Annotated in this window: 9 protein-coding genes; 3 read left to right on the top strand and 6 right to left on the bottom strand. The window is 59.2% G+C overall.

Features of this window, described 5'->3' with window-relative positions; translation table 11 throughout:
• Window positions 1-3 precede the first annotated feature (3 nt).
• Both gmhB and LOY52_RS00040 read left to right on the top strand, forming a co-directional pair.
• Window positions 4-543 carry a D-glycero-beta-D-manno-heptose 1,7-bisphosphate 7-phosphatase gene (gene gmhB, locus LOY52_RS00045; protein WP_258677516.1) on the top strand — a complete coding sequence of 180 codons (540 nt, stop codon included), beginning with the start codon at window positions 4-6 and terminating at the stop codon, window positions 541-543.
• An 82-nt stretch (window positions 544-625) separates the two neighbouring features.
• The gene (locus tag LOY52_RS00040) at window positions 626-1,405 is read left to right on the top strand and encodes a 1-acyl-sn-glycerol-3-phosphate acyltransferase (protein WP_258677513.1); all 780 of its coding nucleotides are present in this window, start codon (window positions 626-628) and stop codon (window positions 1,403-1,405) included.
• Between the two features lie 168 nt (window positions 1,406-1,573).
• Here the strand turns inward: LOY52_RS00040 and LOY52_RS00035 are convergent, their stop codons facing one another.
• Window positions 1,574-3,106 (bottom strand): ATP-binding protein, encoded by a 1,533-nt coding sequence (locus LOY52_RS00035; protein ID WP_258677511.1) that lies wholly within the window; start codon window positions 3,104-3,106, stop codon window positions 1,574-1,576.
• Window positions 3,107-3,272: 166 nt separating this feature from the next.
• On the opposite strand from LOY52_RS00035, the gene LOY52_RS00030 reads away from it, so the two are divergent.
• Window positions 3,273-3,992, top strand: coding sequence for a response regulator transcription factor (locus LOY52_RS00030; RefSeq protein WP_258677508.1), 720 nt, complete (start codon window positions 3,273-3,275; stop codon window positions 3,990-3,992).
• 37 nt (window positions 3,993-4,029) lie between these two features.
• Here LOY52_RS00030 and LOY52_RS00025 read toward each other — a convergent pair whose 3' ends face one another.
• The 5 genes from LOY52_RS00025 to dnaA all read right to left on the bottom strand — a co-directional run bounded on the left by LOY52_RS00025 (window position 4,030) and on the right by dnaA (window position 12,505).
• Window positions 4,030-6,096 (bottom strand): DUF6311 domain-containing protein, encoded by a 2,067-nt coding sequence (locus LOY52_RS00025; RefSeq protein ID WP_258677507.1) that lies wholly within the window; start codon window positions 6,094-6,096, stop codon window positions 4,030-4,032.
• Window positions 6,097-6,297: 201 nt separating this feature from the next.
• Window positions 6,298-8,715 (bottom strand): DNA topoisomerase (ATP-hydrolyzing) subunit B, encoded by a 2,418-nt coding sequence (gyrB, locus tag LOY52_RS00020; protein WP_007960764.1) that lies wholly within the window; start codon window positions 8,713-8,715, stop codon window positions 6,298-6,300.
• A 5-nt stretch (window positions 8,716-8,720) separates the two neighbouring features.
• A complete protein-coding gene (gene recF / locus LOY52_RS00015) occupies window positions 8,721-9,824 on the bottom strand; it encodes a DNA replication/repair protein RecF (RefSeq protein ID WP_003220208.1) in 1,104 nt (367 codons plus the stop codon).
• Window positions 9,825-9,838: 14 nt separating this feature from the next.
• A complete protein-coding gene (gene dnaN, locus LOY52_RS00010) occupies window positions 9,839-10,942 on the bottom strand; it encodes a DNA polymerase III subunit beta (protein WP_003220202.1) in 1,104 nt (367 codons plus the stop codon).
• Between the two features lie 39 nt (window positions 10,943-10,981).
• Complete coding sequence (dnaA, locus tag LOY52_RS00005) at window positions 10,982-12,505, bottom strand: chromosomal replication initiator protein DnaA (protein WP_041073598.1); 1,524 nt, start codon at window positions 12,503-12,505, stop codon at window positions 10,982-10,984.

The raw sequence follows: 12,505 nt of genomic DNA, 5'->3' as shown, positions 1-12,505 counted from the left end.
GGATTGCTGTTGAAACTGCTGATTCTCGATCGGGACGGAGTGATCAATTACGACTCCGACGCTTACATCAAGTCGGTGGAGGAGTGGATTCCACTGCCCGGCTCGATCGAGGCGATTGCGCAGTTGAGCAAGGCCGGCTGGACGGTGGCGGTCGCCACCAACCAGTCGGGCATTGCTCGCGGCTATTACGACCTCGCTACCCTCGACGCCATGCACGCGCGCTTGCGTGCGCTCGTGGCGGAGCAGGGCGGTGAAGTCGGGCTGATCGTGTACTGCCCGCATGGTCCGGACGAGGGTTGCGATTGCCGCAAGCCGAAGCCGGGGATGTTGCAAACCATCGCGGCGCATTACAACGTGACGCTGACGAATGTCTGGTTCGTCGGCGACAGCCTTGGTGACCTGGAGGCCGCCAAAGCCGTCGATTCACAGCCCGTTTTGGTAAAGACCGGGAAAGGCGAAAAAACTCTGGGCAAGACCCTTCCGGTCGGCACCCTGATTTTTGACGATCTGGCGGCGATTGCCGCAGAACTTATCCACAACTAGAGTGCTTCTGAAGTTCCTGACCAGGGATTGATCGGGAGTGCGCTTGAACAGTCGGGCATCGCCCGTAACGGTAAACGTCGCCATGTCGATACTGCAGGCCATCAGAATTTTTCTCTTTTACCTGCTGCTGGGCACCACTGCCTTGCTGTGGTGCAGCCTGAGCTTTTTTATCGCGCCCTTTCTGCCGTTCAAGGCGCGTTATCGTTTCATCAACGTGTACTGGTGCCGTTGCGCCTTGTGGTTGACCAAGGTGTTTCTCGGCATTCGTTACGAGATCAAAGGCGCGGAAAACGTGCCGGATCGGCCCTGCGTGATTCAGTCGAACCACCAGAGCACCTGGGAGACGTTCTTTCTCTCTGCTTATTTCTCGCCCTTGAGCCAGGTGCTCAAGCGTGAATTGCTCTACGTACCGTTCTTCGGTTGGGCCATGGCCATGCTGCGGCCGATCGCGATTGACCGCGACAACCCGAAAGCGGCGCTCAAACAAGTCGCGGCCAAGGGCGATGAACTGCTCAAGGATAACGTCTGGGTATTGATCTTCCCTGAAGGCACCCGCGTTCCTTACGGCACCGTCGGCAAGTTCTCGCGCAGTGGCAGCGCGTTGGCGGTGAATGCGGCGCTTCCGATACTGCCGATTGCACACAATGCCGGCAAATTCTGGCCGAAAATCGGCTGGGGCAAGACGCCGGGCGTGATCAGCGTGGTCATCGGCGAGCCGATGTATGCCGAAGGCACTGGCCCGCGCGCCATCGCCGATCTGAACGACCGGGTACAGGCCTGGAACGAACAGACCCAGCGCGAAATGGGTTCGCTGCCACCAGCACCGCAGGCGCCTGCCGCGAATGATCAGGTGGCTGTCTGAGATTTTGTGGATAACCTGTGTACGGTTTTGTTGAAAAAGCCTGAATGTTGAAAGTAACCGATTGATTTTCTTATATATTTCTCAAGCTCATAAAACATCGTAAAAGGTGCATAAGTTTTTTTCGGAAGTAAAAAAACCGGCTGATATAGCCGGTTTTTTTGTGCCTGTTCACTCGGCGATCAGCGGTAGCTGCAGCCGGAACGTGGTGCCTTGATCGACGATGCTGTGGCACTCGATGTTACCGCCATGATGATCGACCACTGCCTTGACCATCGACAGCCCCAACCCGACGCCATCAATCCCCTGCGCCGACGAAAAGCGCCGATACTGGGTGAACAGATCCGGCAGCTCCTCGGCGGCAATGCCTTTGCCCTGGTCGGTCAATTCACAGCACAGCCACTCGCCTTGGCAACTGACACTCAACTCGATCGAGGTGCCGGCCGGGCTATACTTGATGGCGTTTTCCAACAGGTTGAACAAGGCGCGGGTCAGCAAACCTTGGTCAGCGTTGATCAGACGCTCCTGGGATTGTTCGTCCATCGTGTGCAGCAGTTTGATGCTTTTCTGCTGGGCGATGGGCAGCGCCTGATCCAGCACGTCCAGCACCAGCATCGCGAACAGACTGGGCTGGAACTGATAAGCCTCGGACTCGGCCCGCGCCAGCAGAACGAAACCGTCAGTCAGATCGAGCGCCCGGCGTACCTGGCGCTCGATCTGCTCGAACAGCGGTGAATCTGCTCCGGCTTGATGGCGATGCACATCGAGCAGGGCCAAAATCGCCGAATGCGGGGCGCGCAGATCGTGGGAAAGAAACCGCAGCAAGACCCCGCGCTGTTCTTCGGCAGCGCGTTCGGCGCTCAGGTCGGTGAGGCTCAGTAGCCAGCCGATCGGCGTATCGCCATCCACCGGCAACAGTGCCGCACGCTCCAGACGCAGGCTGCGTTCCTTGTGATCGCGAAACTCCAGCAAGGGCAGGGCTGATAAGGCCGGGTATGGTGCTGTGGATAATTCCGGATAACCGAGGCGGGCCAATTGCTCAAGAACGTCCTCGCCCACCAGCGGGTGATCGAACAATACCCGGGCCTTGCGGTTACCCAACAGGATCTGCCCTTTGGGATCGCTGATCAGTGTTGCCACCGGCAGGTATTCAAGACCGTCGGCAATGAAGCGCCGGGTATCGCGCGTGCGGCTCATGGCTTGTTCCAGTGCCATGATCTGCCCCTGTAACTGGTCTGCGCTGGTGAATTTTGCGCGGCGCCGTTCGGGGAACACTTTCGGCTCGCGGTCCAGCCGCGCCAGCTCCCAGCCAAAGTACGTCAACACCACACTCAGGCGCCGCCAGTTCCAGATCAGGTAGCCGAACAACATGCCCAGCGCAGCTGGCGTCGGTGACCACCAGTGCCGAACTTCCGCCAGCCCGGCGCTGGTCAGCAGCACACAAGCCACACCGCACGATGTCACCCAGATCGCCCAGCGCGGGCGCCACAGCAGCAATCCGAGTACGCAGGCTACCAGCCCTACCGAAAGCAGCGCACTCCACATCGGTACCACGTCATGCAGATTGATCTGCGCGCGATACGACAACAAGGCAGTCAGCGGCAACAGCACTAGACTTATCCACAACCACTCACGCACCAGCCGTCGAAACAGGCGCTGGACCTGACTCGGCTCGCGGCTTTCACGCCGACGCGGGCTATTCATGACAAACAGGGCAGGACAGTGAATGGTTTCATGGGCCACAGGTCTGAGGATGTAGATCCGAAGAATCATAGCGGACGTCGACCGATGGTGGACTGCTTACTTTTACTGCACAGGCCGAGCGCTTATGGTTGCCGGCCACTGCCCAAGCAACAAGGAACCCACGCGTATGCGCGTTGCGATACTGGACGATGAACCCGCCGAACTGCGTCGGGTCGAGCAAACCCTGCAGCAGATGGCTGCGGAGGGAGACCAGCCTTGGTCGTTGCACAGCTTTGAACGGGGCGAGGACCTGTTGCGCCAATTGCGCCGGGACACCTTCGACCTGCTGATCCTCGACTGGCAACTGCCCGATCTGACCGGCCTGGCGCTGCTGCGCTGGACCCGCGAACACATGGAGTCGCCACCCGCCGCGATCATGCTGACCAGCCGCGACGGCGAAAGCGATATCGTCCAGGCGCTGAACGCCGGTGCCGACGATTACGTCAGCAAACCTTTCCGCCCCAACGAGCTGAAAGCCCGAGTCGCCGCTGTACTGCGCCGGCACAGCCAGCAACGCAATAGCGCTGCCGAGGTCCTGAGCTTCAATGACCTGACCTTCGACGATGCCGAACTGAGCGTCACCCGCGAGGGCAAGGCGGTGGTCATGACGGAGCGTGAATACCGCCTGGCGCGCTGCCTGTTCAGTAACCTGGGTCGGCCATTGTCGCGGGAGTACCTGTATGAACGCTTCTGGCCCCACGAAGAAGTGGCGTCGTCACGGCCGCTGGATACGCACATCTATCGCCTGCGCAACAAGCTGGGGCTGACGGCGGATCGGGGTTGGCAGTTGCTGACGATTTATGGGTATGGATATCGGTTGGAGAGCGTCGCAGCGACAAGCGAGTGAGAAGGGCAGGCCAACAGCATTGCGTTGGCCCCCTTGATCAATGAAAGGTCAGCGCCAGCAAGCCGATCGCCAGTTTGCGGGTGTCTTCGCTCCAGCCCAGGTCATGCGGGCTGATTGCCAGCGGGAAATGCATCTGAATCCGCAACACACCTTGCTGCGCGACCAGTGCCTGCACGTGGGCGGGCAGGCTGATATTGATTGTGTTGGCGGTGGCATTGGTCAGGCTGGTGGAAAGTAGCGGCACGTTATTGATGCTGATCTCCACCGCTTGGCGCGGGTGTTTCTCAGCCAGGAAGGCGTTGGTTTCAAGTGTCAGCGAACTCAAGCCAGTCTTGGGCCGCAGGATAATTTCGGCATCCGTTCCAACCGACCCGGTGCCCCAAGCCTCGGCAAACCACCAGCCTTTGGCCAGCGCCTGGACCCCGGGGCTGCCCTCCATGAACTGCAGCTTTTCACCTGCACCCAATGAAGGAATCAATGTCCGGGACTCATCGGTGATTGGCGGACAGCCGGAGCACTGCTTCCAGCCCGGTGCCAGCACGTAGAAGCCGTCAACCTTTGCCAGCACATCGCTGTCGTGATTGATGCTGACCGTCGCTTGCAGGGCAGAGCGCTGTTCGAGCACATAGAGGGTGTCGTGTGCAAACTTGCCGGAGTCGATGGCCCTCGTGGCCGCCAGTTGCAGGTTGTCCTGAGCTTGCGCGCTCACTCGGCCCAGGTACACGGCATCCGTGGCGAGGTGGTTTCTGCCTGCATAATCCGAGAGGGTCATCCAATGGGTTGTCAGGTTTTGCGGAACCACATAGCGGACCTTCTGATAGTGCGTCGCCGCGTTTTGCCAGAACGGGTCGACCATCCGGGTGTTCCACGTTGCAGCAGGCGTGACCATCAGTTGATGGCGAATGTGTTCCCAACCGGCACGGGTGTCAGTGATCTGCACCAGCAGTGCAATCGCCAGCAGCACAAGCGCGGTTCGCGGCGCAGTGTTACGCACCATCAGGCACACCACAGCGAAGATCGCCGCATACATGACCGGCCAGATCATCCGCCCCGACGCACGGAAAATACCGGCCATGGAAATGACGGGGTCAGGCAACCAGAAAACGAACTCGAACGGTCCGACACCGACCCTGTTGGAGAACGCGAAAAGCATCAATCCCAGCAGAGCCAAGAGCAATAACCACCGTTCGCGCATCACTGCCATGACAGGGCTGTCGCCTGAGTACATGCACCACAACGCACAAGCAAGCAGGAACAGGACCCCCAATCCCGGAAAAGCCATGCCGGCCGAATCCCCGGGTACGCCGGGTATATCGCCGAGGATGTAAGACCATCCGGCTGGGTCGAAGAACGTCAGCGCATTGGCACGAAACAGTCCGAATCCGAAAGAGGCCAGTCCGTCCCCTTCGACGGTGAAATAGCCCGCCTGCCAGCAACACAAACCTGTCAGCAGCAGAAGGCTGAACAGTTCGAAAAACGCGTTTTTCAGCTGCAATTGCCGCTTCGAGGAACGGGCCAGCAGGTCGGCCAGCCAGATCAAACCCACCATCGCCAATAAATAAGCGTGTATCAAAGCGGTGACCGCCAACAACGTGCCCCAAGCCAGACGGCGCCGCTCGGTGTGTGGACGCAGGGATAGATACAACGCAGCCAGGATCAGGAAATGCCCGGCCAGGGACAAATGCTCGCCCATCCTCGAAATCAGCGCCGGGTTGAACAGAAACAGCGCTGCGCCCAGCAAGCGCAGCGCAGTATTGATGGTGACCAGGCCCATAAGCTTCCAGGCGAACCAGCCCTGTAGCACAAAACATAGCAGCAGCCAGAGGCCCAAGTATTGAAAGGGTTCGGGTAGCCACGCGGCAAAAGGTTTGAAGATCAACGCCAGCAGCGGGTTCGAGTCCGAGAAGATGATCGCGCTGCTCAGCTCCAATCCATACGAAGGATTGAGCCCCAGCGGCCACGACCAGGGCGAGTGTCTGAAGAACACCCAACCCAGATAGTGCGTGGCCGGATCACCACTGCCCAGCCATGCAATATTCTGCGGGTTCAACGCCCTGGGGCCGATGACGATAAAAAACGCCACAACCCCCAGCAGCAGGGGCAACGCATTGACCCATGGACGTCTAACGGAATCCTTCGTTACGCATTGATGAGTCAATTGATTGCTCTTTTTTTAGTCGTTTTTCTACAATCCGGCCGCCGCCTGTCTGCGACGGAAGAGCCGCATCGTATCGCGCCTCAAGACGAAATTGAACGCAAAAAAAAGCCCGCTTGCGCGGGCTTTTCCTGAGCAGCGTCGGCAACCTTAGAAATCCAGGTTGGACACCGCCAGCGCATTGCTCTCGATGAAATCACGGCGAGGTTCGACTGCATCACCCATCAGGGTATTGAAGATCTGATCCGCGCCAATGGCGTCTTCGATGGTGACTTTCAGCATGCGGCGCACGCTTGGGTCCATGGTGGTTTCCCACAGCTGATCCGGGTTCATTTCGCCCAGACCTTTGTAGCGCTGGATGGTGTGGCGCTTGGTGCTTTCAGCCATCAGCCAGTCGAGGGCTTCCTTGAACTCGGTGACGGCTTTCTTGCGCTCACCACGCTGGATGTACGCGCCTTCGTCGAGCAGGGTGCTCAGTTGAGCGCCGAGGGTGACGACGGTCTTGTAGTCGTTGCTGCCGAAGAAGTCGCGGTTGAAGGTGACGTAGTTCGACAGGCCGTGGGAGATCAGCTCGACCTCTGGCAGCCAAACGCCGCGTTCACGGTCTTCACGCAGGCTGGCCTTGTAGACCAGGCCCGACTTCTCGACGGTGCGCAGACGCACTTCGTACTGAGCCAGCCAGTCCTGCATCTTGGCGTGGTCGCCGAGCATTTCCAGGCTCACGGCCGGCAGGTAGATGAAGTGTTCGGTCAGCTCCTGCGGGTACAGGCGCGACAGACGCTTGAGGGTCTTCATCACCATGCGGAAGTCGTTAACCAGACGCTCCAGCGCTTCACCGGAAATGCCCGGGGCCTCTTCGTTCAGGTGCAGGCTCGCATCTTCCAGGGCCGACTGCGTCATGTACTCTTCCATGGCGTCGTCGTCTTTGATGTATTGCTCTTGCTTGCCTTTCTTGACCTTGTACAGCGGCGGCTGGGCGATGTAGATGTAGCCGCGCTCGATCAGCTCCGGCAACTGACGGAAGAAAAAGGTCAGCAGCAGGGTACGGATGTGCGAACCGTCGACGTCAGCATCGGTCATGATGATGATGTTGTGATAGCGCAGCTTGTCGATGTTGTACTCTTCGCGACCGATGCCGCAGCCCAGTGCGGTGATCAGCGTGCCCACTTCCTGGGACGAGATCATCTTGTCGAAGCGTGCTTTCTCGACGTTGAGGATCTTGCCCTTCAGCGGCAGGATCGCCTGGGTCTTGCGGTTACGTCCCTGCTTGGCAGAGCCGCCCGCGGAGTCACCTTCCACGAGGTACAGTTCGGACAGCGCAGGGTCTTTTTCCTGGCAGTCAGCGAGCTTGCCCGGCAGGCCGGCGATGTCCAGCGCGCCTTTGCGGCGGGTCATCTCACGGGCCTTGCGCGCCGCTTCACGGGCACGGGCCGCGTCGATCATCTTGCCGACGACCAGCTTGGCTTCGTTCGGGTTTTCCAGCAAGAAGTCGGAGAAGTACTTGCCCATCTCCTGCTCGACCGCGGTCTTCACTTCGGAAGACACCAGCTTGTCTTTGGTCTGCGAGCTGAACTTCGGATCCGGCACTTTTACCGAGATGATCGCGGTCAGGCCTTCACGGGCATCGTCACCGGTGGTGGCGACTTTGTGCTTCTTCGCCAGACCTTCCTGCTCGATGTAGTTGTTCAGGTTACGCGTCAGTGCGGAACGGAAGCCCACCAGGTGAGTACCGCCGTCGCGCTGCGGAATGTTGTTGGTGAAGCACAACAGGTTCTCGTTGAAGCTGTCGTTCCACTGCAGGGCGATTTCCACGCCGATGCCGTCTTCACGCTGGATGTTGAAGTGGAACACCTGGTTGACCGCAGTCTTGTTGGTGTTCAGGTATTCAACGAATGCACGCAGGCCGCCTTCGTACTTGAACAGCTCTTCCTTGCCGCTGCGCTCATCCTTGAGGACGATGCCGACACCGGAGTTGAGGAAGGACAGTTCACGAATGCGCTTGGCCAGGATGTCCCAGCTGAAGTGAATGTTTTTGAAGGTTTCGCTGGAAGCCTTGAAGTGGATCTGGGTACCGGTGGTTTCGCTGTCGCCAACGATCGCCATCGGCGCCTGAGGTACACCGTGGACGTAGGTCTGTTCCCAGATCTTGCCGCTGCGGCGTACGGTCAGTACCAACTCTTCGGACAGGGCGTTCACTACCGACACACCTACACCGTGCAGACCGCCGGATACCTTGTAGGAGTTATCGTCGAACTTACCGCCCGCGTGGAGGACGGTCATGATGACCTCAGCGGCGGAAACGCCTTCCTCTTTGTGCACGTCTACCGGGATGCCACGGCCGTTGTCTTTGACGGTGATGGACTCATCCGGGTGAATGATGATGCTGATGTCGTCGCAGTGGCCGGCGAGGGCTTCGTCGATCGAGTTGTCGACCACCTCGAACACCATGTGGTGCAGACCGCTGCCATCGTCGGTGTCACCAATGTACATACCGGGACGTTTGCGTACGGCATCCAGGCCTTTCAGCACTTTAATGCTCGTTGAGTCGTACGTATTTTCTTCGCTCAATGCCTTCACTCCCGATGGTCGTGGGTCTGGGTGATACGGCCCTGTTCCACGTGGAACAGAGCGACTGGCGTTTCCGTCTGCCAGCCTTCCCTCAATAATTCGTGATCTACACAAGTGATGAACACCTGGCAGCGTAAGTCTTCCAGCAAGCGGCACAGCGCACGACGGTGGCTCTCGTCCAGCTCGGACGGCAAGTCATCCACCAGATAAATACACTGGCCGCGTCGGGCCTGGCTCACCAGATGCCCCTGGGCAATTCGCAAAGCACAAACCACCAGCTTCTGCTGACCCCGGGACAAGATGTCCGCGGCATTGTGTGCGCCCAATCTAAGGCGCAAATCAGCCCGTTGCGGTCCGGCCTGGGTATGACCCATTTGCTGGTCCCGTTGTACGGAGCCAGCCAGTACGGCACTCAATTCCCGGTCCTTGTCCCAGCCTCGGTAATAGCTGAGCGTCAAACCTTCAAGCTCAACCAGTTCGCTCAAGGTTTGTTCAAAGACTGGTTTCAAGGCTTTGATGTAAGCGCGGCGGTATTCATCGATTTCAGCGCTGGCCTGGCACAGTTCCCTGTCCCAAACCGCTTGCGAAACGGCGTCAAGTGTACCATGCCGCAGCCAGGAGTTTCTCTGGCGCAAGGCCTTCTGCAAACGCTGCCAGGTCGCCATGAAACGCGGTTCGACGTGGAACACGCCCCAATCGAGAAACTGCCGGCGAATCTTCGGCGCACCTTCGAGCAGGCGGAAGCTGTCGGGGTTGATCAGTTGCAGCGGCAGGATCTCGGCCAGTTGCGCGGCACTGCGAGCGTTCTGCCCGTCGATGCGGATCTGAAACTCGCCCTGACGGTCGCGAGATATCCCCAACGCGCTGTGGCCACCCTCGGCCAATTCGACCTGACCGAACACGGTGCAGGCGAGTTGCTCGTACTGGATGACCGGCAACAGCCGCGTGCTACGAAACGAACGGGCAAGCCCCAGCAGATGAATGGCTTCCAGAACACTGGTTTTGCCGCTGCCGTTGGCGCCGTAAAGAATGTTGATGCGGGGGGAGGGGGAGAAGGTCACCGGGTGCAGATTGCGCACCGCGGTGACCGAAACACGACTTAAGGACATCCAGGATCAGCTGATTACAGACGCATCGGCATGACAACATAAGCCGAGTCGTCATTGTCGGACTCTTGCACCAGCGCACTGCTGTTGGAGTCGGACAGGATCAGGCGAACCTGTTCGGTGGTCATCACGCCCAGCACGTCGAGCAGGTAGCTCACGTTGAAGCCGATTTCCAGCGAACCGCCGTTGTATTCAACGCCCACTTCTTCTTCCGCTTCTTCCTGCTCCGGGTTGTTGGCCTGGATCTTCAACTGACCGTTAGCCAGTTGCAGACGGATACCACGGTATTTCTCGTTGGACAGAATTGCGGTACGGCTGAACGCTTCACGCAGGGCCTGACGATCGCCCAGTACCAGCTTGTCGCCGCCCTTCGGCAGAACGCGCTCGTAATCCGGGAACTTGCCGTCGACCAACTTCGAGGTGAAGGTGAATTCGCCGGTGGTGGCGCGGATGTGGTGCTGACCCAGAACGATGCTGACGTTGCCGTCCGGCTCGGTGAGCAGACGCGCCAGTTCGAGGATACCTTTACGAGGCACGATCACCTGGTGGCGATCCGGCTGACCGATATCGGCCTGCATCGAGCACATGGCCAGACGGTGACCGTCGGTTGCCACGGCGCGGATCACACCGGCCGAGACTTCCAGCAGCATGCCGTTGAGGTAGTAGCGCACGTCCTGCTGGGCCATGGCGAAGCTGGTGCGTTCGATCAGTCGACGCAGTTTGCTCTGCTCCAGGCTGCAGGTCAGCGAACCCGGGCCTTCTTCAACCGTCGGGAAATCGTTGGCCGGCAGGGTCGACAGGGTGAAACGGCTACGACCGGCCTTCACGACCAGCTTCTGCTCGTCGACCTTGATGTCGATCAGCGCGTCGTTGGGCAGGCTCTTGCAGATGTCCATCAGCTTGCGCGCAGGCACGGTGATGGAACCGGTTTCGGCCGGCTCTTCGAGTTGCACGCGACCGACCAGCTCGACTTCCAGGTCGGTACCGGTCAGCGACAGTTGCTGGCCATCGACGACCAGCAGCACGTTGGACAGTACCGGCAAGGTCTGTCGGCGCTCGACGACGCCTGCGACCAGTTGCAGGGGTTTCAACAGGGCTTCGCGTTGAATGGTGAAATGCATGGTCTAGTCCCTTGCCTTAATAAGCTGCGCTGGTGTTCATCAAGTGGTCAGTGTACGCAGCAGGTTCTTGTAGTCCTCGCGGATGTCCGCGTCGGATTCCTTAAGTTCGTTGATCTTGCGGCAGGCGTGCAATACCGTCGTGTGGTCGCGACCACCAAATACATCGCCGATTTCCGGCAGGCTGTGGTTAGTCAGCTCCTTGGACAGTGCCATGGCCACCTGACGCGGACGTGCCACCGAGCGCGAACGGCGCTTGGACAGCAGGTCGGAGATCTTGATCTTGTAGTACTCGGCGACGGTGCGCTGAATGTTATCCACAGAGACCAGTTTGTCCTGCAGTGCCAACAAGTCCTTCAGGGATTCGCGAATCAACTCGATGGTGATGTCGCGGCCCATGAAGTGCGAGTGGGCGATCACGCGTTTCAGCGCACCTTCCAGCTCGCGGACATTGGAACGAATTCGCTGAGCAATGAAGAACGCCGCGTCGTGAGGCAACTCGACTTTGGCCTGGTCGGCCTTTTTCATCAAGATCGCCACGCGGGTTTCCAGCTCCGGCGGCTCGACGGCAACCGTCAGGCCCCAGCCGAAGCGGGATTTGAGGCGCTCTTCAAGGCCTTCGATTTCTTTCGGGTAGCGGTCACTGGTGAGAATGACCTGCTGGCCACCTTCAAGCAGGGCGTTGAAGGTGTGGAAAAACTCTTCCTGGGACCGCTCTTTACGGGCGAAGAACTGAATGTCGTCGATCAGCAGAGCGTCCACCGAACGGTAGAAACGCTTGAACTCGTTGATCGCGTTCAGTTGCAGCGCCTTGACCATGTCGGCCACGAAGCGCTCGGAATGCAGGTACACGACCTTGGCATTCGGGTTCTTCTTTAATAGATGGTTACCCACTGCGTGCATCAAGTGGGTCTTACCCAGGCCGACGCCGCCATAAAGGAACAGCGGGTTGTAGCCGTGCTTGGGATTGTCCGCCACCTGCCAGGCCGCCGCGCGGGCAAGCTGGTTGGACTTGCCTTCGACGAAATTCTCGAAGGTGAAGGTGCGGTTCAGGTAACTGGTGTGCTTGAGCGCGCCTTCGACCTGCACCGTGCGCTGTTCGGCGCGAACCGGGGCCTGTTGCGAGGCTGCACCGGCCATCGGGTCAAAGCTGTCGCGGGACGGCTCTTCACTGACTTCCTCGGTTTTCTGCGTCGAGCGCTTGGCCGGGGCTGCACTTGGAGCGGGGGCTGGGGCACTGGCTGGCGCGGTATTGGCCTGAGCCTGAGACACCTGCGCAGCGGCCAATGGCGCATTCGGCGCGGCACGCGGTGCCGAGCTGCGTTTGCTGCCTATTAATAAGGAAAGCGCTGGCGCCATGCCGTTGCCGTGCTCATCCAGCAGTTCAAGGACGCGACCGAGGTACTTTTCGTTGACCCAGTCCAGCACAAAACGGTTCGGTGCGTAGACGCGCAACTCGTCGCCTTCGGCTTCGACCTGTAGTGGACGGATCCAGGTGTTGAATTGTTGGGCAGGCAGCTCCTCGCGCAAAAGCTCCACGCACTGCTGCCAAAGTTCCACTGACAC

Source organism: Pseudomonas sp. B21-051, assembly GCF_024748795.1.
In the GTDB taxonomy this organism is placed as follows: Bacteria; Pseudomonadota; Gammaproteobacteria; order Pseudomonadales; family Pseudomonadaceae; genus Aquipseudomonas; species Aquipseudomonas putida_A.
Note: the sequence above shows the minus strand (reverse complement) of the source record. Positions and strands in the feature narration are given on the sequence as shown.